Raw genomic sequence first — 23,873 nt, forward strand, 5'->3', positions numbered from 1 at the left:
CCGCCCCCACCACTCAGAAGCTGTACTTGTCGATGTTGTCGGCGGTGAAGATCAACGGCTTGTTGTAGTCGATCTCACCGTCCTTGAGGATCGTGTACTTGCCGGCCTTGCCGGCATCGACGGACTCGCCCTCCTTACCGGCGATCTTCCCCTTGACCAGTTGGTCGGCGACGACGGTGGCGACGTAGCCCAGTTCTGCCGGATCCCACATCATGAAGGCCTTGGAGTGGCCCTTCTTGATGAAGTCACGCACCGAGCTCGGCAGCGCGACGCCGGTGGCGAACACCTGGCCGCCCTTGCCCGCGTCGATGATGGCCTGCTCCGCCGCCGGGGCCGACACGGCGGAGGAACTGATGATCACCTTCAGGTCGGGGTGGGCCTGCATCAGGTTACGGGCGAGTTCCTGGCTCTTCGTCGCGTCGTCACCGGCGAACTGCACGGTGTCCACGTACTTGAAGACCTTGTACTTGGCGTCGTTGTCGATCAACTGCTTCATGAACTTCACGTGCGCCGTGTGGTTCGGCGCGGTGGGTGAGGCGGAGATGAACGCCACCAGACCGCCCTGGGGGGAGTTCAGCAGCGCCGCATCGAGCATGGTCTTCGCCGCGAGTTCGTACGAGAGCTGGTTGACGAAGAGGTCACGGGCATCCACGGCGGCGTCGGCGTCGTACGTGACCACCTTGATGCCCTGCTGACGGGCGTTGCGCAGCGCCGGGGCGACGGCGTCACCGTCGATGGCGCTGACCACCAGGGCATTGGGCTTCTGCGGCACCGCATTGGTCAGCGTCGCGATCTGCGCCGTCGCCTCGGCCTTGTCGGAACCGATGTACTGGAAGTCGATCCCGTAGTCCGCGGCCGCCTGCTCGCCGCCCTTGCGCGCCACCTCGAAGTAGGCGAGGCCGGTGAACTTCGGCGCCATGAAGATCTTGGATTTGGTGACGGCCGCCGAGCTCGACCCACCGCCAGGCGCGTTGCTCGTCGGTGCCGTGGTGGAGCAGGCGGCCAGGCCCATGGTGACTCCGGCCAAGGCCATCCCGAACGTTCGTCGACTGATCGTACCGGACATCGAACTACCTACCTTTCAGTGGGGACTCGCCTGCACTGCGCAGGCTGGGTGGTCCGTCATGATGAAGCTGATCCGCGTGCGTCGAGCCGACGAGCTTGCGCCGCCACGACGTGATGAGTTGCAGCAGGGTGGGCACCGCCACGGCGATGACGAGCAGCGCTCCGATCACCAACGTCTGGCTGGTCCCGGGCACGTTGGCCAACTGCATGCCGGTCTGCAGGGTGCCGAGCAGGGTGAGGGAGAGCCCCACCCCGAGGGCGCGGCCACTGCCGCCCTTGATGGAGACGCCGCCGAGGACGACGGCCGTGAGGACGAACAGGATCGCGCCGTCGGCGTTGTCGCCGCGGGCCGACTGGTACTGGGACACCCAGACGATGCCGGCCACGCCTGCCATGGCGCCGGCCAGGCCGTAGGCGCCGATCTGGGCGCGGACGACGCGGACGGCCGCCATCCTGGTCGCGGCCCGGTTGTTGCCGATGGCGTAGCACTCCCGGCCGAAGCGGGTGGCGCCCATCAGGACGGCGAAGGCCACGGCCGCGACCACCGTGAGCACCACCCAGACCGGCAGGATCCACACCCACATCCGGCCGAGGATGGTGTACTGCTTCGGCAGCCCCGTCACGCCGGCGGCCCCGGCGATGATGTAGGCGATGCCGCGGAACGCCCCGGCGGTGCCGAGGGTCACCGCGAGGGACGGCAACCCGAACCGGGCGACCAGCACCCCGTTCAGCACCCCCATCGCGACCGTGACGGCGAGGATCGCCCCGACGGCGGCCGGCAGCGGCACGCCCCGGACGGCGAGGGTGGCGTACGTGACGGAACTGACCGCCAGGATGGACGGGAGCGACAGGTCGATCTCGCCCTGGACGACGATCGGGAACTGCCCCAGGGCCATGAAGGCGAAGATGACGAAGAAGGCCGCGGAGTTGGCCAGGTTGATCGGGTCGAGGAAGTACGGGGACAACATGCTCGACCAGACGAAGGCAGCACCGATCAGGACGACGAGCAGCAGCTCCCACGAGTAGGACTTCAGGATCGACCTCATGCCGCAGCCCTTTCGACGCTGCGCCGCGACAGGCGTGCCGCGACCTGCTGCTGGACCAACGCGTCGATGGCGACAGCCGTCACGATGGCAGCACCCTGGATCAGCTGCCGGTAGAACTCCTGGACCCCCAGCAGGACCAGACCGTTGTTGATCGTGGCCAGCACGATGCAGCCCATGGCGGCGCCGTAGACCGAGCCCGACCCGCCCCAGATGCTCACCCCGCCGATGACCGCGGCCGCCAGGACCTGGAGCTCGAAGCCGTCACCGACCAGCGAGTTGATGTTGCCGACCTGGGCACCGAGCATCAGCCCCGCCAGCGAGGCGATGGTGCCGGAGGCGATGTAGGCGCCGATGACGATCCGGGTGGACCGCAGGCCGTACGACCTGGCGGCCTTGGGGTTCGAGCCGTACGCGTACACCGTCCGTCCGCCGGGCAGCCAGCGCAACGCCAGCCCGATGAGGATCACCACCACCAGGGCGATCCAGACGTAGGACGACACCCCGAGCAGGCGGCTGCTCGCGACCGCGCGGGTCCAGGGTGGCAACTGGCCGACGGTCACCTCGGTGGCATGGGCGTAGAACGAGACGAAACCCCGGTAGATCGACAGGGTGCCGAGGGTGGCGACGATCGACGGGATCTCCAGGACGGCCACCAGGGTCCCGTTGAGCAGGCCCAGCAGCGCGCCGATCACCAAGGCCATCAGCACCACGTACGGTCCGAGTCCGCGATGGTGCCCGGCGATGTCGAAGACGACGTAGGCGGTCAGCCCCATCACCGACCCCACCGAGAGGTCGAGGTTGCCGGTGAGCACCACGATCGTCTGCCCGCAGACGGCGATCGCCATGATCGCCGCGGTGAAGAGCACGCTCTGCAGGTTCGGCCAGCCGATGAACCGGGGGACCAGGGACGTGAAGGCCACCATCAGGATGAGCTGGAAGCCGATCACGCCGAGGTAGCGGATCCGTAGTGCGGCGGCACCGCCGGTGAACCCCAGTCGCTCGAACAGCCCCGGCGCGGGGGCGTACGTCTCGCTCATGCCGCGTCCCCCTGCTCCGGGATCCGTCCGGTGGCCGCCGCGAGGATGCTCTCCTGGGTCGCCTCCGCGACCGGGACATCGGCGGCGATCCGGCCCTGTCGGATGACCAGGACCCGATCACTCACCGCCAGCACCTCGGGCAGGTCCGAGGACACCATCACGATCGCCATCCTTTCCTTGCGGGCCAGGTTGCGCATGATGTCGTGGACCTGGGCCTTCGTCCCGACGTCGATGCCATGGGTGGGTTCGTCGAGCAGCAGGACGCGGGGCCTGGTCGCCAGCCACCTGGCCAGCGCGACCTTCTGGCGGTTGCCTCCGGACAAGGAGGAGACCAGGTCCTCGAGGCGGCCCTTGATGCTGAGCGCCGACTTCTCCTGCTCGGCGAGTTCGCGCTCCTTGTGCCGGCTCATGAATCCCCACCGGCCGAGCCGGACCAGGCTGGGCAGGGCGATGTTGGCCTCGATCGGCATTGCGGCGATGACGCCCTCCGCGTCCCGGTCCTCCGGCAAGTAGCTGACGCCCTTGGCGGCCATCCGGCGCGGACTGGTGGGGCGTACGGTCACCCCGTCCACCTTCACCTCCCCCTCGAGCCCCGGCGCCAGGCCGAAGATCGCCTGGGCGATCTCCGTACGTCCGGCGCCGACCAGGCCGGCGACTCCGACGATCTCTCCCTCAGCCACGTCGAACGACACGTCCTGGAAGACCCCGGGCCGGGTGAGCCCGCGGACGGACAGCCGCGTCGGCCCCAGCGGCACGTCGTTGGGGACCGCCTGCAGCACGACCGAGCGTCCCACCATCAGGCGGATCATCTCGTCGTCGTCGAGGTCGGCCGCCGGGGCGGTGCGGACGTGCTGCCCGTCCCGCATCACGGTGATCCGGTCGGCGAGCAGGTGGATCTCCTCCATCCGGTGGGAGATCCAGATGATGCTGGTCCCGGCCGCCTTGAGCCGGCGGACCAAGGTGTAGAGCTTGGCGGCCTCGTCGGGCGTGAGGGCGCTGGTCGGCTCGTCGAGGATGAGCAGCTTCAGACCGGTGTCGACGGCGCGGGCGATCTCGACGAACTGGGCCTCCGCGACCGTGAGGCCGGCGACCATCTGGTCGGGATCCAGGTCGAAGCCGAGCGCCGACAGCTTCTCCTTGGCCCGGCGCGACATCAACGGACGGTTCACCACCGGGCCGGCCATCGGGTACTGACCGGTGAAGATGTTCTCGGCCACCGACAGGTGCGGGAACATGTTGGGATCCTGGAACACGGCCGCGATGCCGGCCCGCCTCGCGTCCTGCGTGGAGCGGACCCGCAGTTCCTCGCCGTCGAGCAGGACGGTGCCCGAGTCGGGCTGGTGCAGCCCGGTGATGACCCCCACCAGGGTGGACTTCCCCGCGCCGTTCTCGCCCACCAGCGCGTGGATCTCTCCCGGTTCCACCGTCATGGTCACCGACGACAACGCCTGCACGGCGTCGAATCGCTTCGAGACGGATCGGATCTCCAGGCGAGGAATGCCTGTGCTCGAGTCGCTCCGTTGCGGTGTGTCCATCCGGCTTCTCCATCGATCGGCGAGTGGGCCTGACTGATTTCTAACGCGCCGCGAGGACGCCTGCAGCATTTTGCTCACCGGCTGAGCATTTGCCCACTGCCTCCTATTCGGAGGACCAAGCGAGTTCCTCGAGGAGCCGTGCGCAGGTGAGGTAACGGCCGAACCGCTGCTCGACCGCGTCGCGGCGGCGGGGGTCGGGACGGGAGACGCTCCATTCCCCGCCCAGACGGTGGACGACCGAGGCCAGTTCGTCCGCCACTGAGACGGTCACGGCGGCCAGCCCTGCCGCGCCCACCGACCCCAGCTCGGCGACAGGCGAGGAGAGCACCTCCCGGCCGAGGGCATCGGCGAACCGCTGGACCCACACCGGCGACCGGGTGGCGCCCCCGGACAGGCGTACGGGCAGCGCCTCCGCACCGCCGGCCCGGCCGAGCCGCTCGACGTGGCGTCGGTGCTCGAAGCAGATGCCCTCGATCACCGCGCCGACCAACTCGACGTCGGTCGTCGCCGACGACAGACCCAGCCACGCTCCCCTGGCTCCCGAGTCGAGCCGGCTGCCGTCGATGTAGGGGAGGAACACCGGGTCGTCGAGTCGGGGCACCCGTTCCCCTTCCCGCTCCAGGGCGAGTGCATGGACGTTGCGCCCGGCGGCCTCGGCCTCGCGACGCAGCCCACCCAACGCCTCGTGGAGGGCCCAGTCGAGATTGGACGCCGAGGTGGGTGAGGCCTCCGACAGCAGCGCGTGATGGTCCAGCGCCACACACGCGGCCAGCGGCCGGGTGGCCCCCAGGGCGCCGTCGGGGGTCATCGCCTGCTCGTCGACGAGCAACTGGTTGACACTCCAGGTGCCGGCGCCGACACAGATGGCCTCCGGCCCGGTCACTCCGGAGCCGTACTGCAGGGCCAGGTTGTCCACCACTCCGGCGACCACGGGGGTGCCCGCCAGCAGGCCGGTCGCCGCCGCGGCCGACGGCGACAGCGTCCGCGACTCGAGCGGGGAGACGGTGGGCGGCAGGAAGAGCCGTCGAGACCCCTCGATCCCGAGGGCGCCCAGCAGGTCCTCCGAGACGCGCAGGGGCTCCCCGGTCGCCACGTACGCCGCGTTGTCGTAGAGCCCATTGCAGGAGGCGTCGGTCAGCTCGCTCTCCACCCGCCCGGTGAGCCGCCCGCGCAGGTAGTCCTTGCAGGACACGACGGCCTGGGCGCGGGCCAGCGAGCCGGGGTCGTGGCGGGAGAGCCAGGCCACGATCGGTCCGGGCTGACCGGCCCAGAAGGCGCTCCACGAGCGCTCCCGCACCAGGTCCCCGACCCCCTGGGCCTGCCAGCGGCGCAGCTCGAACCGGGCCCGGGTGTCCGCGGCCATCACCGCGGGACGGGTGGGACGGCCCACCTCGTCGACGATGTAGGCGCCGTTGCCGTGGCCGGTGAGTCCGATCGCCGCCACCCGCACCGGGTCGGCGTCCCCCAGCGCACTGCGTAGCGCCGAGGACGCCGCGGCCCAGAGCTCCTCGGCGTCGCGCTCCGACCAACCGGGCTCGGGATGCCGGGGGCGTACGTCCCTGGCGACGGTGGTCGACGAGCCCTGCCCGAGGTCGAAGAGGGTGGCCTTGACGTACGATCCGCCGGCGTCGACGGCCAGGACCAGGTCAGCCTTCACCGGAGCCGTCCCCGTGGACGAGCGCGCGGATCCGGCTCGCGACCTCTCCCGAGTCCTCCCGCTGCCAGATGTTGCGGCCGTAGATTACTCCACGCACTCCCGCGTCGAGGGCGTCGCGGGTGAAGTCGAGCAGTTGGGGGACACCCACGCGCGGGCCGCCGAGCACCATCACCGGCACCGCGCACGAGTCGACGACATGGGCCATCGCCTCGACCGATCCGGGGTACTCGGTCTTGATGATGTCGGCACCCAGCTCCACGGCGATCCGGGACAGCCGGGTGACAGCCTCCGGATCGGTGTTCGCGACGTGCGGACCCCACGCGACGGCCTCGACGATGACCGGGACGCCGAGGGGGCGAGCGGCGGCCACCACGTCGGCCACGCCACGGATGTTGTCGGCGAAGACGGCCCGGCCGTCGTTGCCGCCGACCAGAAGGAGCACCACCGCGTCGGCACCGTAGCCGACGGCGTCTTCGACGCTGCAGATGAGCCGGAACTCCTCCCCCGGCCCCTGCAGGTCACCGCCCATGAAGGGGAAGTCGATGCGCGCGACGAGGGCCGGCCCACCCCGATAGCCGGCGAGGTGGCCGTGGCGGCGGATCAGCCCCGGGCTCAGCAGCAGGGCGTCGGCCCCGCAGGCCACCCCGGACCGCACCAGGGCCTCGGAGTCCACGGCGAAGGGCTCCGCTCCCCCGGAGAGGGTGCGGTCCATCGCCACCATGAAGGATCGCCCCGAGGAGCGGTCGAAGAGTCGTCCGAGGCGAGCTGAGGTCATCGGGGTGCCACCTGACTGTGGAGGAACAGGAACACCTCCGACTCAACCCGAGTCACCCGCAGCGTGTCAGGCACCTGCCCAGGATCTGAGCAGATGCCCGCACGCCTACTCAGCTCTCAGCCGTGGGTGGCCAGGTAGTCCTCGATCGTCGCCACGATGGCCGGGCGCAACTCGGCGGTGCTGATCACCCGGTCGACGGAGCCGACCCGCACGGCACGGTAGATGTCGTGGACGCCGTCGAACTCCGCCGCGACCTCGCTGATCTTCTCCGCGCGGACGGCCGGGCGCAGATCGTCCAGTTCGAGCTGGAGCTCGGCCCGCTCGGCCGGGGCGGCCGAGCGCAGCCGGGTCTCCAGGTCGGCGATCCGCGGGTCGGCCGCGGTGCGCTTGTCCACGTCCCGGCCGAAGACCACCGCCGCGGCGGGGGCGCCGCCGATCACGGAGGCGTACGAGCCCTCGAGCGCCAGCACGGTCATGTTCTCGTTCAGCCGCTTGCTGAACACGACGAACGCGCCGCCGTGGTAGCGGGAGATGACGACGAAGACGATCGGCCCGTCGAAGTTGACGATCGCCCGCCCGATCTCGGCGCCATACTCCAACTGCAGGTTGCGCATCGACTCCGGCGACCCGTCGAAGCCTGACAGGTTCGCCAGCACGACCACCGGCCGGTTACCGGAGGCGGCGTTGAGCGCACGGGCCACCTTCTTGCTCGACTGCGGGAACAGGGTGCCCGCGGTGTAGGTGTCCGGGCCGTCCGTGGGCGGGAAGCCGGCCCGCTTGACCGGCGTGGACTCGATCCCGAGCACCGAGACGGAGTGGCCACCTACCCGGGCGTCGATGACGACGGCGGTCTCCGCGTCCGCCATCCCGGCCCAGCGCTCGACCCGCGGATGGTCCTGGTCGCAGACCGCCGCGATGACCGTACGGATGTCGAACGGCTTCTTGCGGTCACGGTTGTGCTCAGCGCTGAAGATCTCGCCGACCGTGGAGAAGTCGGTGCCGAACGGGTGCGGGAAGCCGGACACGTCCCGATCGCTCGGGTCGGACGTCGGCGCCTTCCGCGGCCCGGCCTCGCCCGGCGCCACGTACGTACGGTCGTAGTGCCCCAGCAGGATGCCGAAGGCCGAGCCGAGGTCCGGCGCCCAGTACTGCGCCTGCCCGTTGGGCCCCATCACCCGGTCGTAGCCACCGATGCCGAAGTTGTCCTCGGCGGACACGCCCCCGGAGAAGTCCAGCGACTGCTTGCCGGTCAGCACCATCGCCGAGTCCGGCGTCATGACCAGGATGCCCTTGGTGTGCATGAGCATCGTGGCCTCGGCGTTCCAGTACGGCTGGGCGCCCACGTTGATGCCGGCCACGACGACGTTCACCACGCCACCGGCCTGGGTGTACTCGACGACGCGGCGCAGTGCCGCGGCGACCCAGTCCAGGTTCTCGCTGCCGGAATCCATCGAGATCCGCGCGCCCGAGCTGAGCGTGTACCACTCGATCGGGACACCCTCCGCCTCGGCCAGGTCGAGCGCCGCGATGACGCGGCGGCACTCGGGCTCGGCGAGCGCACCCAGTCCCTTGGTCGGGTCGCCGCAGAGCAGGATCCGGGTGACGCCCTCGGGGTGGACGGCGGTCGGTGTGGTGACGCGGGCCGCGATGATGCCGGCCGTGTTCTGACCGTACGGGCGCTCGACCGGCACCAGCCGGTCGGGCTCACCGGCTCCGACGCCGGGGTCGAGGTCGAGTTCGACCACGGAGCCGCCGTCGGCCATCGCACCGGCCAGCTCGTACGGGTAGACCAGGCCGCGCCGCTTGGCCCGCAGCACCTTGGCGGTGTAGTCGTCGAGCGGCTTGAGCGGCTCCGAGGGCGGCGCCTCGACCGACGCGGTCACCCCGCCACCGGGCCGGGTGTGGAAGCGGATCGCCAGCGGCACGACGCCGTCGCCCGGCTGGACGAACGAGCCGTGGGTGACGACCTCCTCGATGCCGGTTCCGTCGCTGAGCGGGGTGATCTTGTGCCGCAGCGCCATCACGTCACGCAGGTCGAGTTCGACCTCGGGCCAGACCCGCACCCAGACGTGGTTCATGTCCAGCCGGCCACCGGCAGACCCCATCGAGCTGCGCGTGCGGCGGATCGCCTCCAGGCAGTTCTCCACCGCGCGCTCGGCGTGCGGGATGCCGATCAGGCGCCCCTCCTCGTCGCGGACCGCCGCGAGTTGGCGGACCTGTGCCAGCGCCACGAGGCGCCGGTCGGCCGGGTTGGACCGGGCGACGCAGTCGAACAGCAGCACCCCCCGCGGCGCGGGCAGCCGGGTGTAGTCGAAGTTCTGCAGCCGCCACAGGTCCAGGCGGCGGAACACCATCGGGTGCAGGCCGCGCAGCCTGGCATCCTCGACGAGGCCGGCGCCACCCTCGGGTGCCGGGCGGAAGGTGAGGTAGTCGACGTCACCCTCGGCGGTGCACAGACCGACGACGACGCGGCGCAGCCGGTCGGGCCATCCCCAGCCGGACAGCACCGGACACAGTTCGGCGGCCGCCTCGTCCAGGTCGATGGCCCGGGGCCACAACACGTAGAGACCGACGGCGGCATCCTCATCGGGCCCACGGCGCGTCAGCAGGTCGGCGACCATCGTCGCGACCGGGCCACCGGCGCTCAATTCGTCGGCGCGCCCCAGCGAGGACAGCAGCATGGTCGGCTGGCCGTCCAGAACACACCGGGCGGTGACGACCGCGCGGCCGTCGACAGTGGCGGGGACCAGGTCAGAGAGTTCGTGGTCACTGTAGCGACGCCGCAGCAGCACTTCGAGCATCGGCTCGTGCGCGGGCACCCCGCGGGCGAGCCGCTCGGCCAGGAACGGGACGACCCGCTCGGGCACTGCCGCCAGCTCCTCGATGCGCTCGGCGTAGTCCTCGGCCTGGGGATCGGCGGCCAGCGCGGCGACCTCGGCCCGGGCGCGGGCCAGGACGTCGTCGCGCTCCGCGTCCACCTGCGGCTGATCGAACCACCGGAACCGCACCGAGCGCGCCAGGTCACCCACGGCGGGGAAACGACGCTGGGTGGCGCGGACGAGCCGCTCCAGTTCGGCGCGGGCGGTGGCGCCGACCGAGGCCTCGGGGGCCGGCTCCCCGATCCAGCGATCGAGCACCGCCAGCACCTTCTGGACATCGCGCGGCAGCCGCTGCAGCTCGGCGAAGATCCGGGCGACGGCCGCCTCAAGAGCGGGCGTCCGGTCGAGGGAGTCGACGCCGTAGTGGGCGAGGACGCGGGTCAGCCGCGCGGTGAACTGGGCGGGCAGGCCGGCGCGGGAGGAGTCCAGACTCCTCAGGTACTGGTGGAAGTACTCGCGGTCGGAGTGGATGCGCAGCTCGGTACCCGCCTGCTCACCGAACGGGCGGTTACGGCTCAGCGCGGCGAGGTCGGCGAACAGCCCGACGAGCTCGATCTCCCCCGCCAGCACATCCGCACCGGCGTCGCGGGCCGCATCACGGGCCTGCAGGTAACGCCGCAGCGTCTGCGCGGCGGGGTCGACGTCGTAACCCAGCAACGAGGCGGACAGATCCGCCCGCAGGGCGTCCGCGAGCGCGGCCGGATCGGCTTCGCTGAGGGGCGCCGGCAGTTCGACGACGCCGGTCTCGGCCGCCGCGGCGACCTCGTCGGTGTCCCCGATCGGCTCCAGCCGGATCAGCGGGGCCAGGGTCTCGACCTGGCTGCCGGTCATCACCTGCAGTTCCTTGACCCGGGCGGTGAACGGTGCCGGCAGGACCGTCTCCATCTTCATCGACTCGAGCACGATCACCGGGGCCCCGGCCTCCACGACGTCACCGACGGCGACGGGGGTGGCGACGACGAGTGCCGGCGCGGGGGAACGGACGACGCCGCCCTCGTCGCGGCTGACCCGGTGGGTGACGCCGTTGACCTCGACGAGCTGCACCGGACCGTGGGTGGCGGTCGCCAGCCGGTACGTGTGCCCGTTGACGGTGATCCGCCCGTGGACGTCGTCGAGCCGGCCCACCCGGGCGTCGACGACCTGATCGCCGACGCTGACACGGTAGCGGTCCGGGCCGGTCTTCCAGGCGGTCACGATGTGGACGACGCCGCGCAGCTTGAGGTCGACCGACCGGCCCGGCGAAGACTGCCACTGGGGACGGCCGCCGTACGCGGTCTCGAGCAGGCGGGCGATGTCGACCGCCTCGTCCTCGTCGTAGGCCTGGATGGCCGCGGCGACCAGGGCGATGCCGGAATGCTGGTCGGCGACCAGGCCGCCCGCGGCCCGGGTCCGGTCGATCCAGCCGGTGTCCGCCCAGTCGGGCGTGCTGCCGTCGGCCAGCGGGTGGCCGGTGACCTCGGGGCGGTCGAGCAGTTCGAGGATGAAGCTCTTGTTGGTGGCACCGCCGTCGATCACGACGGTCGTCTCGGCGAGGGCGCGGCGCAACCGGCCCAACGCCTCGGCGCGGGTGCGGCCGAAGGCGATGATCTTGGCGATCATCGAGTCGAAGTCGGCGGGGATGGTGTCGCCCTCGGCGACGCCGGTGTCGACGCGGATGCCGGGGCCGGCCGGCAGGTCGAGCCGGGTGATGCGTCCGGGAGCGGGGGCGAAGTCCCGATCCGGGTCCTCCGCGTTCAGCCGGGCCTCCACGGCGTGACCGGACTCGGTCGGCCGTTCGACGAGACGGCCACCGCCGGCGACGTGGATCTGCGCCTTGACGAGGTCGAACTCGTTGGTGATCTCGGTGATCGGGTGCTCGACCTGCAGGCGGGTGTTGACCTCGAGGAACGCGAACTGCCGCTCCACCGGCTGGTAGAGGAACTCGACGGTGCCGGCACCCCGGTAGCCGACGGCCAGGGCGAGCCGCTCGGCGGAGGCCTTCAGGTCGTCGGTCTGTTCGGGGGTGAGCAGCGGGGAGGCCGACTCCTCGACCACCTTCTGGTTGCGCCGCTGGACGGTGCAGTCGCGCACACCGATCGCCCAGGCGGTGCCCTGGCCGTCGGCGATGATCTGCACCTCGACGTGGCGGGCGCCGGTGACCAGCTTCTCCAGGAACACCACACCGGAGCCGAAGGCACGCTCCGCCTCGTCACGGGTCCGCTGGTAGGCGTCGGCGAGATCCGCCGCCGACTCGACCTTGCGGATACCGCGACCGCCACCACCGGCGGTCGCCTTGAGCATCAGCGGGTAGCCGACCCGGTCGGCTGTTGCGAGGGCCTCGTCCAGGGTGTCGACACCACCGCGGGACCACGGCGCGACGGGGACGCCGACCTCCTCGGCGATGAGCTTGCTGCCGATCTTGTCGCCCAGCTTGCGCATCGCGTCACCGCTGGGGCCGATGAAGGTGATGCCGAGGCTCTCGACGAGGTCGGCGAAGCCGGCGTCCTCGGCGACGAATCCCCAGCCGACCCAGACCGCGTCGGCACGTACGTCCTGCAGGGTCTTCGCCAGCAGTGCGTGGTTGAGGTACGGGCGCCCGCTGGCGGGGCCGATCGAGTACGCCTCATCCGCCTCACGGGCGAACATCGCCGTACGTTCCGCGTCGGTGTACAACGCGATGGTGGTGATCGGTGGCTCGTCGGGCCGCTCGGCATTCAGGTCGCGGACGGCGTGGATGAGCCGCATGGCGGCCTCACCACGGTTGACGATCGCGATGCGCTGGAACACGGGGTTCTCCTCTGCTCGGGCGGCGGACGCTGACGTTGAGGAGACTGACACTCCGGCGCGGTGATCCGCCAGCCCGGACGGGGCCTTCCGGCCGCAGAACCCCCTTCCGCCGCGGCCGATCCAAAATCGACCCGAGAACCTTTGTCGGATTCCCACACCGTCGCCGGGCCATGCTGCGGAACGCCTCCGGCCCGGTATCGGCCGTCTTGACCGGCTGGCAGACTGGGGCCATGTGCAACGGTGTCGTGCTCGGAGTGGACATCGGGACGTCCAGCACGAAAGCGGTCGCCCTGGGCCTCGACGGACGGATCCTGGGCACCGCCACCCGCCTGCACGGGGTCGAGCGTGACCAGCCCGGACAGGTGTCGATGGACGGCGAGATGTGGTGGGCCGAGTTCGTCGACCTCTGCACGGAGCTGAGCCTGCACGCCCCCGAGGGCTTCGCCGCCGTCGGCGTCTCCGGCATGGGACCGACACTGATGCTGTGTGACGACGAGGGACACGGCGTCGCCTCCGCCGCCCTGTACGGCGTGGACTCCCGATCGGTGGAGCAGATCCGGCAACTGGAGGACCTCTTCGGTGCCGACGAGATCTACCGCACCGGGGATTCCTACCTCTCCACACAGTCCGTCGGCCCGAAGTTCGCCTGGTTCCGCCAGCACCGACCCGAGGCGTACGCGTCGGCGCGGACCTTCCACATGCCGGCAAGCCTGCTGGTGCAGCGACTGACGGGCGAGTACGTCCTCGACCACCAGTCGGCAGGCCAGTGCACCCCGCTCTACGACTCCGGTCGGCTGGACTGGTATCCCGACCGGTGCGAGCTGGTCGCCCCGGGCATCACCTTCCCGCGGCTCGCCTGGGCCGGTGACCGCGCCGGCGAGGTCACCTCCGCCGTCGCCGCAGGCGTGCCGGGCCTGCGGGCCGGGGCCCCGGTCACCGTCGGCAGCATCGACGCCTGGGCCGAGGCGTACTCCGTCGGCGCGACCGATGTCGGGGACCTGATGGTGATGTACGGGACGACGATGTGTCTCGTCGCCACGCAGGATCATCGGGTCCGCCACCCGATGATCTGGGGCAGTCCCGGCCTGGAGCCGGGGCGCTGGAGCCTGTCCGGCGGGATGGGGACGTCCGGCGCCATCACCGCCTGGATGCGGGACCTGCTCGGCTCCTCGACGTACGACAGCCTCACCTGCGACGCGTCGGCCTCCGGGCCGGGGGCACGGGGGCTACTGATGCTGCCGTACTTCGACGGGGAACGGACGCCGATCCTCGACCCTGGGGCGCGGGGGACGATCTGCGGGCTCACCGTGCGCCACACCCGCGGGGACCTGTTCCGGGCCACCCTCGAGTCGGTCGGCTACGCCGTCCGCCACCATCTGGAGGCGTTCCGGGAGGCGGGAGTCGGACCGGACCGGGCCGTGGCGGTGGGCGGCGGGGTGCGCTCCTCCCTGTCGGCCCAGCTCGTCAGCGACATCACCGGCCTGCCGCAGCAGATCACCCGCGTCACCATCGGCGCCTCGTACGGCGACGCCCACCTGGCCGCCCGGCTGGTCACCGATGTCCCCGCGGTGGCGGAGTGGAACCCCGTCGTCCGCATCATCGAGCCCTGCCCCGAGCCCGCGTACGAGGAGTTGTACGGGCTCTACCGCCAGCTGTACGAGGCCACCAGCGGGATCCAGCACGCCCTGGCGGCCTACGGGCCAGGGACACGAAAAGGGCCGAAGACCTGTCGGTCTCCAGCCCTGTGGATGTCGGTTGACGGACCGCGCTGTCCGCCACCAGGAAATCTCAGAAACGCACGCCGTAGTCGGTGGACTTGGCCTGCTCCGCGCCCAGCTGACGGAAGCCGTTCAGCCAGATGTCGACGAGGGACTTCTTGGGGGTCTCGTTGCGGTCCTGCATGGGGTTCTCCTTCTCGTACGCTCCCGGATCCGACATCACCGGGACATGCAAAAGGGGCCTCCCCGGTGAACCGGTTCGTGCCCCTTTGACGTGGTAAATACTACGCCCTCCGCAGATCGGTCCCGCCGGGGGGTAGCCCTTCGTCTCGGGGGCGGCGGCTCAGAACCGCACGCCGTGTTCCAGGGCCTTGGACTGGGCCTCAGCGATCTCGCGGAACCCGTCCATCCAGAGTTCGGTGAAGGACTTCTTCGAGGTCTCCTGACGATCCTGCATGACTGTCTCCTTCTTACGGGTTTGTCGTCGGTCGGCAGATCGGCGACATGACAGAAGGGGTCGGCCCGGTGTCCCGGAACCTTCCCCTTCGACAGCCTCAGTTTATGACTCCTACAAAACTAAATCAATGACCCGTGCCACCTCGAGGCGTCACAGTCCCACGCCGTCGACCGTCAGCTCGAGCCGCTCGGTGTAGAACGCCAGGAGGCCCTTGACCGGGAGCCCGTCGTGCAGCGGCTCCTCGTACGACCAGACGACGTCGGGCAGGGTCTCGTCACCCACGCTCGCCGACCAGTACGAGGCCCGGCCCTTGTAGGCGCACACGGTGTGGGAATCGGTGGGCACCAGCAGGTCGGTGGCGACGTCCTCGCGGGGTATGTAGTACCGAGGGCTGAGTCCGGTCTCGAAGAGCACGATCGCCCGCCTGGTGTCCGCCAGGACCAGCCCGCGATGGCTGACCACCACGTGCCGGTCGGTGGGCAGACAGTCGATCCTCGAGAACGGGTCGCGCGGACTTCCTATCGCCTGCTGGTCCTCCTCGAGCCACTGGTCGAAGGCGGTCCAGTCGAGGACGACCATCCCGGCCAGGTCGGGGTCCGCCGGTCGGAAGGCGGCGCCGACCAGGTCGCGCTCCGGTAGTCGTACGGTCAGCGACCCACCCGGAGTGCTGTGCAGGGTGAAGGGGTCCCGCGGGGTGAGGATACCCGGCCTGCCCTCCGGGGCCGGCCGCTCGTCGGGGACGAGATCCCCGACGAGGTCGGCCTCAGGCACGGCGTAGGACGGCACCACCCGCCGGGGCTCCCAGACGAGGACGGCGGCCCGGCTGTCCACCACGGTTCGGTCCCCGGACAGAGCCCTGATCCGTTTCGGCGTCGGTTCGAAGCGCAGCTGCTCCCGGGCTCCGGCGAGCAGGTCCTGTACGCGAGTGGCCATGCCCCCAGTGTGACCTCACTGGCCGAAGAAGGTCAGCCACAGCATCGCCGCGATGCACACCACGACCAGGGCGATGACGATGTAGTAGACCGACGTCACCGCCCGCCCGGCGACGTAGGTCCCCATCAGCCGTGAGTCGCGCGCGATGCCGGCCATGTAGGCAAGCAGCGGCAGTAGCAGGACCGCATTGAGCACCTGGGTGAGCACGAGGATGGGAACCAGGGAGACCCCCGGCAGCAGGACCAGCACGACCCCGACCACGGTCACTGCGGCGAAGGTCCCGTAGAACAGCGGCGCCTCGCGCGGACTGTCGTCCAACGCGGCCGGCCGACCGGCGACGTCGCAGACGGAGTAGGCCGTCGACAAGGGCAGGATCGAGGCGGCCAGTAGTGCGGCACCGAGCAGCCCCACGGCGAAGAGCATCTCGGCGAGTGGACCGGCGAGCGGCTGGAGGGCCACGGCGGCGCTGGCGGCGTCGGTGATCTCGATCCCGTGCGCGTGCATCGTGGCGGCGGTGGCGACGACGACGAAGAAGCCGATGACGCCGGTGAGGATGGCCCCGGTGACAACGTCGATCCGCAGCAGGCCGAGTTCCTTGGTGCCGAGCTTCTTGTCGACCGCGTACGACTGGATGAACGCCAGGCCCCACGGTGCCAGGGTGGTGCCGAAGGTCGCGGTGATGATCAGGACGGCGTCGCGGGTGAGCGGCATCCGCGGGACAACCATGCCCTGCACGGCGGCCCCCCAGTCGGGACCGGAGAGGAAACCCGCGCCGACGTACGCCAGGAAGACCGCTGAGAGGACGATCAGCACCCGCTCCACGCCCCGGAAGCCACCGCGCAGCACCAGCATCGACACCGCGATAGCCGCGATCGGCACGGAGATGTAGCGGGAGACCCCGAAGATCTCGGTGCCGGCGGCGATGCCCGCGAACTCGGCGGTGGTGGTGCCGATGTTCGCGACGACGAGGGCGGCAATGCTCAGCACCCCCGCCCTGGCACCGTAGCGCTGCCGGATCAGGCCCGCCAGGCCCTGCCCGGTCACCACACCGATCCGCGCGCCGAGGTCCTGGAAGAGGATGAGGGCGATGGTCGAGACGACCAGGACCCAGAGCAACTCGTAGCCGTACGAGGCGCCCAGCGAGGAGTACGTGGTGATGCCGGCGGGATCGTCGTCCGAGAGGCCGGCGATGAGGCCTGGGCCGACCACGGCCCCCAGGGCGGTAGCACTCATGGCCATCCGGCGCAGGCGTCCGACCCTGGTGGTCCCGGCCTCCTCGGTCGTCTCGACCTGTTGCGTCAGGGTGTTCATGCGTTCCCTCCCTTGAAGCGCTGCCACGGCCAGCGGCGTTCGATCTGGCCTAGGGCGTCGATGAGGTCGTCGGCCAGGATCCGGCCGAGCGGCCGGTTGTCCTCGTCCACCACGACGACTGAGGCCCCGGTGTTGCTCTGGACGGCCTCCACGACGTCGTCCAGCGGCGCGTCGGCGGGCACGGTGGTGGGCCAGGGGCCCCGATGAGCTCGGCCAGCGGACGAGCGGGGTCCTCGCCCAGGAGGTCGAGGGCGCTGACGTCATCGACCAGGGAACCCGCGTCGTCGACGAGGAGCACCACGTCCGACTGGCCCGAGTCGCCGCGCGCCTCGCGCAGGGCCCGCACCGCGTCCGCCACTGTCGAGTCGGCTGGGACGACCAGCATCGCCGACGTCATCATGCCGCCGGCGGTGTCCTCGTCGAACCCCAGCAGGGAACGCAGCTCCCCCTCGTCCTCCTCGGCCAGCGCCTCGAGCAGGGTCTCCCGCTCGTCACTGGAGAGTTCACGCAGGGCCTCGACGGCCTCGTCCGGCTCCATCGTGGCGAGCAGTTCGGCGGCCCGTTCGACGTCGACGTCGCCGAGCACGCTCGCGGAGTCCTCGGCGGACATCAGCTCCAGGGCGTCGGCGGCGTCCTCGGTGTCGAGGTCGTCCATCAGCTCCTGCCGCTCGCTGCGGCCCAGATCGCCCAGCAGGTCGGCGAGGTCGGCCGGCGTGAGGAGCCGGAGCTGGGTGTTCGGGACGTCGATCTGGACGCCCTTCTCCTCCGAGACGGCCATCGAGTGGATGCCGGCCCAGTCCAGCACGACCGACGGCGACGGGTGCCGGCCCCGGCTCCCCGGCAGGGCCCGGCGCAGGAAGGTGGTCCAGGAGGTGTCCACGGCCACCAGCCGCCAGCCGTCGCCGACGTCGCTGAGATAGAGGTCGGAGGCCCGGACCACCTGGACCCCGTGCAGGTCGACCAGTTGGTGGTCGACGACGTCGTGGTAGAGCTGGATCTCCAGCGGGCGACGGCGCACGTCCTGCAGGTCGAACTTCGCCGCCTGCAGCCGCAGCTGGCCCTGCTCGACGCCGGCCACGTCCCGGCCGTGCAGCCAGACCCGGCGCGGTCCGATCTGTACGGTGAAACCGACGACCGGCGGGTGGGGATCACCGGCGAGCACGACGACGTCGTCCAGACGCCCGACCGGGGCCCCGTCCACCCCGCGGACCGGGCGGCCGACCAACCCGGCCACAGAGACCAGCAGCCCGGAGACTTCGCGACGTGCGACGGATTGTCGGCGTGGAGATTCCATGTCTGCTGCCTCCCTCGCTGGGCTTGCGGCACCCGTTCCGGCGCCACGGACGATCATCCTCTCCCCCTCCCCGACTGGCCAATCCCCCGGGGCTCCGGGAGTGGCGACCCGGCGGCCCAGTGTCACATCTTCCTAACAGGGTGGCCTTCGCCGCGGTGGCCTTCCCGATCGACCCGGCGCGGCACGTAACGTAGGGCATGTGATTTTCAAGCGCGTGGGTGATGGCCGTCCCTACCCGGACCACGGGTACGTCCAGAAGCAGTGGGCCGCCATCCCTCCGCACCAGGTGCGGCTCGACCAACTGGTGACGACCAAGCGGACGCTGGACCTGGAGGCGCTGCTGGAGGAGGACTCCACCTTCTACGGCGATCTGTTCGCCCATGTCGTCTCGTGGCACGGCGAGCTCTACCTGGAGGACGGTCTGCACCGGGCCCTGCGGGCGGCGCTCCAGCAACGTCAGACAATGCATGCGCGGGTGCTCGAACTCACCTAAGATCCCGTTCACCCCGATCACCACCCCGCGAGGAGCCCGCGATGGACGCCCAGAAGTTGTGGCGGGCCGCCCGCACGCCCTTGGTGTTGCTCGCCCTCATCGCGGTCGTCGCCCTCGGCACCCTCTGGGCCTGGCAAGAGATCCTCAAGCCACCGCCCGCCGCGCAACCGGCGCCCTGTGTTCCCCAGCAGGTGCGTGACGGCAAGCTGCTCTCCCAGCAGGTGACCGTCGCGGTGGACAACTCCGGCACGAAGCGGGGACTGGCCAGCCAGGTCGCACGCTCGCTGACGAGCCAGAAGTTCGTCGTCTCGAGCATCGGCAACTCGACCACCGTCTCCACCCAGGACATCGTGGTGCTCGGGTATGCCGTCGACGCGCCCGAGGTGAAGCTCGTGGCCGCCCAGTTCCCCAAGGCCGAGGTGCGGGCCGACACGAAGATGACCGACCACCTGGTCCGGGTCGTCGTGGGCGATCAGTTCGGCGGTATGAAGGACAAGGCCGCCGCGGCCATCGCGGTGGACGTCGGATCGGTGTGCCTCCCGGCGTTGCCGTCACCGTCGGCGTCACCCTCCCGCTGAAAGGATCTTTCATGACCGCTCCTGTCGCCATCGTCACCGGCGGCTCGTCCGGAATCGGTGAGCTCACCGCCCACCAGCTGAACGAGCGCGGCTTCACCGTCTACGCCGCGGCGCGGCGGACGGACCGGATGAAGGGACTGGAGCGCAGCGGCATCCGTACCCGGGCACTGGACCTCACCGTCGACCGGTCGATGCAGGACCTCGTCGAGGGCGTCGTCGCCGAGCAGGGCCGGGTCGATCTACTGATCAACAACGCCGGGTTCGGTGCCTTCGGTGCGGTGGAGACCGTGGCGATGGCCGACGCGAAGGCCCAGTTCGAGGTGAACGTCTTCGGGCTGGCGAGGATGACCCAACTCGTCCTCCCCCACATGCGCGCCGCCCGCCGCGGCCGCGTCATCAACGTGTCGTCGATCGCCGGTTACGTCGCCGAACCGTACGGCGGCTGGTACCACGCCTCCAAGCATGCGGTGGAGGGGCTGTCGGACTGCCTGCGGATGGAGATGAAGCCCTTCGGCGTCGACATCATCCTGGTCGAGCCGGGCCCGGTCCGCACCGAGTGGAACGCCATCGCCGCCAACTCGCTGGTCGCGTCGTCGAAGGGCACCCCGTACGCCAAGCAGGCGAAGGCGACCCGCCGGGCGCTGAAGGCGATGAACTCCAGCATCCTCGCGGTGCCGGCTTCTCGCGTCGCGGAGGTCATCGTCACGGCGGCCCTGAATGAGAAGCCGTCGGCCCGCTACCCCGTCGGTCGGCGTGCGGCGGCCATCATGATCGCCGGGAAGTACCTGCCGACCAAGGCGGTCGACGCCGTCACGGGGCTGCTCTACCACGCCCGTTGACCGGGGCGAAACCTACCGCTCACCCCTGAGGAGTACCTAGACTCCGACCATGGGACGAGTGACGCAGCGCCGCCGCATCACCACCATCGAGCCTGGCGGGACGACCAGGACCCGGATCGACTCCCTGGTGGTCGAGGAGCCCTTGGAGATCCGCCTCAACGGTGAACCATGGGCCGTCACGATGCGTACTCCCGGGCACGACATCGAACTGGTGCACGGCTTCCTGCTGTCCGAGGGGATCATCACCTCGGCGGAGGACATCCGAACCGCCCGCTACTGCGAGGGCTCGGTGATGTCCGACGAGACCGGCACCGACGTCAACACCTACAACGTGCTCAGCCTCGCCCTGGCCCCGGGGGTCGCCATGCCCGAGCCCCGGCGCTCGACGGTGGCGACCTCCTCGTGCGGGGTCTGCGGCCAGGCGTCCATCGACACGATCCGCACCCGGTCGCCCTGGCCCTTGCCGGCGGATCGTACGCCCGTCGATCCGGCCCTACTGGCGGTGCTGCCGGAGCGGCTCCGCCAGGCCCAGCGGCAATTCGCGGCCACCGGCGGCCTGCACGCCTCGGGAATCTTCAGCACCGACGGCGAGCTGCTCGTGGCCCGGGAGGACGTCGGCCGTCACAACGCCGCGGACAAGGCCATCGGCTGGGCGATGCTGCGTGATCGGCTGCCGCTGCACGACGCGGTGCTCGTGCTGTCGGGGCGTACGTCGTTCGAGCTGATCCAGAAGGCGATGGTGGCCGGTATCCCGACCGTGGTAGCCATCTCCGCACCGTCGTCGCTGGCGGTCGAGCTCGCCGAGGACGCCGGGATGACGCTGACCGGGTTCGTCCGGGAGGGCCGGATGAACGTCTACTCAGGCGCAGAGCACCTGCACTGAGCCCGAGCGCCAGAAAGCCCGGACCCTCACGAGGAGGACCCGGGCTGTTCCGATGGCGGTGACGGTGGGATTTGAACCCACGGTAGGTCTCCCTACACTCGCTTTCGAGGCGAGCTCCTTCGGCCGCTCAGACACGTCACCGTCGAGAACATTACAACGAGGTGGCCTCCGGGTGCCAATCGGGCGAAGGGCGAGACATCAGCCCCGCTGCCCCTCGAAGAACGCCAGCAACGGCGCGGCGCACTCCTCCGCCATGAAGCCCCCGGTCACCTCGGGTCGGTGGTTGAGCCGGGGGTCGCGGACCACGTCCCAGAGCGACGCGACGGCGCCGGCCTTGGGGTCGTACGCCCCGAAGACGAGACGGGCGATCCGGGCGCCGACGATCGCTCCCGCGCACATCGTGCAAGGCTCCAGGGTGACGACGAGAGTGCACCCTTCGAGCCGCCACTCCCCACCGTCTGCGCGGCGCGCCGGATGGCGACGATCTCGGCATGGGCGGTCGGGTCGCCGTGCAGTTCCCGCTCGTTGTGTCCGACAGCGAGCAGCTCACCATCGGGGCCCAGCAGGACCGCGCCGATCGGGACGTCGCCGTGACCGGGCGCGCGCGACGCCTCCTCGAGGGCCCGCAGCATCGGGCCGCGCCAGCCGCCGTCGGGGATCGTGGCGGTCAGTCCTCGAACTCCTCCTGGACGGTGGACCGCACCTGCGGGCCCATCCCGATCCGGTCGGCGAGCTGGAGGAGCGCCTCATCGCTGGAGGTGTCGATGTCCTCGGCGAGCTGTTCGAGGTCGAAGTCGCCCACACCGAGGTCCCGCAGGATCTCGGAGTCGCCGACCGGCACGATCTCGTCGTCGTCGGCACCGGGGGCCTCGTCCAGGCCGAGGTAGTCGAGGATGTCGCGGGCGATCGGCCACTCGTCGGCCGCCGCACCATCGGACAGGAAGACCTGCACGACCGCCCCGCGGACACGGACGATGACGAAGACCTCCTCGACGAGGGACAACATGCCCATTGCCCCGGCCTCGCCCGGCAACCTGCGCAGGTGGTTGATCATCTCGTCGAGGTCGTTGGCCTTCACCAGGTCGAGGGCGACGACGACCGGATGCCCGTCCTCGCGGTAGGCGGCGACCACGAAATCGACGTCCTCATCGGTGGCGTCGTCGAGTTCCTCGTAGTCGTCGTCATCGTCCTCGTCGATGTCGTCGTCCTCGAACTGATCGTCATCGTCGTCAAGCTCGTCCTCGGAATCGAGGTCGAGGTCGTCGAGTTCCTCGTCGTCGTAGTCAGACACGCCAACCTCCTGATCGCCCATAGCCACCCTATGCTCTCAGAGATCCACGAGCGGCGACAGCCGAACCCCAGCGGGGGGAACCCTGGGGCCGCGACCTCACCGGCGGCGCGGATGTGACACCCTGAGGGGCGTGGAACTTCATGTGGTCGATCATCCCCTGGTGGCACACAAGCTGACCCTGCTGCGCGACTCCTCGACGGCGTCGCCGGTCTTCCGCCAGCTCACCGACGAACTCGTCACCCTGCTCGCGTACGAAGCCACCCGTAACGTACGGGTCGAGCACTGCACCGTCCGGACCCCCATCCAGGAGGCCCCGGCGTCCGGCTGTCCACCCCCGAACCCCTGGTGGTGCCCATCCTGCGCGCGGGCCTGGGGATGCTCGGCGGCATGACCCGGTTGCTCCCCACGTCCGAGGTCGGCTTCGTCGGGATGGCGCGCAACGAGCAGACGCTCCAGCCGGTGACGTACGCCGAACGGCTCCCCGCGGACCTCTCCGGGCGCCAGTGCTACGTCCTGGACCCGATGCTGGCCACCGGCGGATCACTGGCCGGGACCATCAAGTTCCTGGTCAATCGGGGCGCGGACCACGTCACCGCGATCTGCCTGCTCGCCGCTCCCGAGGGCATCCAGCATGTCCGGGAGGTGTGTGACAGCCTCGGCGTGCCGTGTCACCTGGTGGTGGCCGCGGTCGACGAGCGGCTCAACGAGCACGGCTACATCGTGCCGGGCCTGGGCGATGCCGGCGATCGGCTGTACGGGCTGACGGACTGAATCGAGACCGAATCGTCACCTTCCCCAGGGGGCTGAGGGGAGAAAATGTGAACTGGGTCACAGAGACCTGTGCCCTCGTCACATGTCTAGGGGATGACATGAAGAACACCCTCAAGTACCTGTCCCACCTCATCGCCCTCCTCGTCGTGTTCCAAGCCGCCGTCGCGGTCTGGAGCGTCGCCGAGGAGATCACGGCCCAGAGTGCCAATCCGGGAGCGACGGCGACGCCACCGCTCGGGGCGATCATGCACGGCATGGTCGGGATGTTCGTCATCCCGGCGGCCGCCCTGATCCTGCTCGTGCTGGCCCTGATCGCCCGGACCGGACGGCTGTGGGCCGGTCTCACCCTGGCCTCCGCCGTACTGCAGGTGCTGTTGGGGATCGGCGGTCTGTCCGTGACGCCTTACCTCGGCCTCCTGCACGGCATCAACGCCTTCGTCCTGGTGGCGATGGCTGAACTCACCGCTCGCGCGGCGGCGAGGGCCGAGGCGGCCGAACCGCACGTGGCCCGTCATCAGCGCCACGCCCAGCCCGTCGGCTGAAGC

Annotated in this window: 17 protein-coding genes, 1 tRNA gene and 3 pseudogenes; 7 read left to right on the plus strand and 14 right to left on the minus strand. The window is 70.3% G+C overall.

Annotated features, from left to right (window positions below):
- Nucleotides 1-13: 13 nt before the first annotated feature.
- The 7 genes from Rai3103_RS03440 to Rai3103_RS03470 all read right to left on the minus strand — a co-directional run bounded on the left by Rai3103_RS03440 (nt 14) and on the right by Rai3103_RS03470 (nt 12,760).
- Entirely contained in the window at nt 14-1,066 is a 1,053-nt protein-coding gene (locus tag Rai3103_RS03440) for an autoinducer 2 ABC transporter substrate-binding protein (protein WP_153571403.1), read from the minus strand.
- Between the two features lie 4 nt (nt 1,067-1,070).
- Nucleotides 1,071-2,111: an ABC transporter permease gene (locus tag Rai3103_RS03445; RefSeq protein WP_153571404.1), complete on the minus strand. Its 1,041-nt coding sequence runs from the start codon at nt 2,109-2,111 to the stop codon at nt 1,071-1,073.
- Complete coding sequence (locus tag Rai3103_RS03450) at nt 2,108-3,148, minus strand: ABC transporter permease (protein ID WP_153571405.1); 1,041 nt, start codon at nt 3,146-3,148, stop codon at nt 2,108-2,110. Before Rai3103_RS03450 ends, Rai3103_RS03445 begins: the two co-directional genes overlap by 4 nt.
- Nucleotides 3,145-4,683 (minus strand): sugar ABC transporter ATP-binding protein, encoded by a 1,539-nt coding sequence (locus Rai3103_RS03455; RefSeq protein ID WP_153571406.1) that lies wholly within the window; start codon nt 4,681-4,683, stop codon nt 3,145-3,147. Before Rai3103_RS03455 ends, Rai3103_RS03450 begins: the two co-directional genes overlap by 4 nt.
- Before the next feature lie 103 nt (nt 4,684-4,786).
- Entirely contained in the window at nt 4,787-6,340 is a 1,554-nt protein-coding gene (locus tag Rai3103_RS03460; protein WP_153571407.1) for an FGGY-family carbohydrate kinase, read from the minus strand.
- Complete coding sequence (locus Rai3103_RS03465) at nt 6,330-7,115, minus strand: class I fructose-bisphosphate aldolase (RefSeq protein ID WP_153571408.1); 786 nt, start codon at nt 7,113-7,115, stop codon at nt 6,330-6,332. The genes Rai3103_RS03460 and Rai3103_RS03465 overlap by 11 nt, the downstream gene beginning before the upstream one ends.
- A gap of 116 nt (nt 7,116-7,231) precedes the next feature.
- Nucleotides 7,232-12,760, minus strand: a complete 5,529-nt coding sequence (locus tag Rai3103_RS03470; RefSeq protein ID WP_153571409.1) for an ATP-binding protein — start codon at nt 12,758-12,760, stop codon at nt 7,232-7,234.
- Nucleotides 12,761-12,990: 230 nt separating this feature from the next.
- On the opposite strand from Rai3103_RS03470, the gene Rai3103_RS03475 reads away from it, so the two are divergent.
- Nucleotides 12,991-14,751, plus strand: coding sequence for an FGGY-family carbohydrate kinase (locus Rai3103_RS03475; RefSeq protein ID WP_153571410.1), 1,761 nt, complete (start codon nt 12,991-12,993; stop codon nt 14,749-14,751).
- A gap of 334 nt (nt 14,752-15,085) precedes the next feature.
- Here Rai3103_RS03475 and Rai3103_RS03480 read toward each other — a convergent pair whose 3' ends face one another.
- The 4 genes and pseudogenes from Rai3103_RS03480 to Rai3103_RS03495 form a co-directional block, all read right to left on the minus strand.
- Nucleotides 15,086-15,868, minus strand: a complete 783-nt coding sequence (locus tag Rai3103_RS03480; protein ID WP_153571411.1) for a DUF427 domain-containing protein — start codon at nt 15,866-15,868, stop codon at nt 15,086-15,088.
- 15 nt (nt 15,869-15,883) lie between these two features.
- Nucleotides 15,884-17,179, minus strand: coding sequence for an Nramp family divalent metal transporter (locus Rai3103_RS03485; RefSeq protein ID WP_228489134.1), 1,296 nt, complete (start codon nt 17,177-17,179; stop codon nt 15,884-15,886).
- The gene (locus Rai3103_RS18945) at nt 17,176-17,361 is read right to left on the minus strand and encodes a CBS domain-containing protein (RefSeq protein ID WP_153571412.1); all 186 of its coding nucleotides are present in this window, start codon (nt 17,359-17,361) and stop codon (nt 17,176-17,178) included. The genes Rai3103_RS03485 and Rai3103_RS18945 overlap by 4 nt, the downstream gene beginning before the upstream one ends.
- A 242-nt stretch (nt 17,362-17,603) precedes the next feature.
- Nucleotides 17,604-18,530: pseudogene (locus Rai3103_RS03495) on the minus strand (magnesium transporter MgtE N-terminal domain-containing protein); the annotation flags it as partial.
- Between the two features lie 142 nt (nt 18,531-18,672).
- Between Rai3103_RS03495 and Rai3103_RS03500 the strand changes: the two are divergent.
- The 4 genes from Rai3103_RS03500 to fdhD are packed head-to-tail and all read left to right on the plus strand — an operon-like array spanning nt 18,673 to nt 21,266.
- Nucleotides 18,673-18,966: a type II toxin-antitoxin system VapB family antitoxin gene (locus Rai3103_RS03500; protein ID WP_153571414.1), complete on the plus strand. Its 294-nt coding sequence runs from the start codon at nt 18,673-18,675 to the stop codon at nt 18,964-18,966.
- Between the two features lie 41 nt (nt 18,967-19,007).
- Nucleotides 19,008-19,544 carry a LytR C-terminal domain-containing protein gene (locus Rai3103_RS03505; protein WP_153571415.1) on the plus strand — a complete coding sequence of 179 codons (537 nt, stop codon included), beginning with the start codon at nt 19,008-19,010 and terminating at the stop codon, nt 19,542-19,544.
- Between the two features lie 11 nt (nt 19,545-19,555).
- Nucleotides 19,556-20,383, plus strand: coding sequence for an oxidoreductase (locus Rai3103_RS03510; protein WP_153571416.1), 828 nt, complete (start codon nt 19,556-19,558; stop codon nt 20,381-20,383).
- 49 nt (nt 20,384-20,432) lie between these two features.
- Nucleotides 20,433-21,266, plus strand: coding sequence for a formate dehydrogenase accessory sulfurtransferase FdhD (fdhD, locus tag Rai3103_RS03515; protein ID WP_153571417.1), 834 nt, complete (start codon nt 20,433-20,435; stop codon nt 21,264-21,266).
- A gap of 53 nt (nt 21,267-21,319) precedes the next feature.
- On the opposite strand, the gene Rai3103_RS03520 is transcribed toward fdhD, so the two are convergent.
- The 3 genes and pseudogenes from Rai3103_RS03520 to Rai3103_RS03530 all read right to left on the minus strand — a co-directional run bounded on the left by Rai3103_RS03520 (nt 21,320) and on the right by Rai3103_RS03530 (nt 22,557).
- Nucleotides 21,320-21,407: transfer RNA gene (locus tag Rai3103_RS03520), tRNA-Ser, on the minus strand.
- A 57-nt stretch (nt 21,408-21,464) separates the two neighbouring features.
- A pseudogene (gene tadA / locus Rai3103_RS03525) lies at nt 21,465-21,898 on the minus strand (tRNA adenosine(34) deaminase TadA).
- Between the two features lie 35 nt (nt 21,899-21,933).
- Nucleotides 21,934-22,557 (minus strand): tRNA adenosine deaminase-associated protein, encoded by a 624-nt coding sequence (locus Rai3103_RS03530; protein ID WP_153571418.1) that lies wholly within the window; start codon nt 22,555-22,557, stop codon nt 21,934-21,936.
- A gap of 130 nt (nt 22,558-22,687) precedes the next feature.
- Here Rai3103_RS03530 and upp point away from each other — a divergent pair.
- Both upp and Rai3103_RS03540 read left to right on the plus strand, forming a co-directional pair.
- Nucleotides 22,688-23,328 (plus strand): annotated as a pseudogene (upp, locus tag Rai3103_RS03535) (uracil phosphoribosyltransferase).
- Nucleotides 23,329-23,426: 98 nt separating this feature from the next.
- Complete coding sequence (locus Rai3103_RS03540; RefSeq protein WP_153571419.1) at nt 23,427-23,870, plus strand: hypothetical protein; 444 nt, start codon at nt 23,427-23,429, stop codon at nt 23,868-23,870.
- Nucleotides 23,871-23,873: the final 3 nt, after the last annotated feature.

The sequence above is a fragment of the Raineyella fluvialis genome, from assembly GCF_009646095.1.
Taxonomy (GTDB): Bacteria; Actinomycetota; Actinomycetes; order Propionibacteriales; family Propionibacteriaceae; genus Raineyella; species Raineyella fluvialis.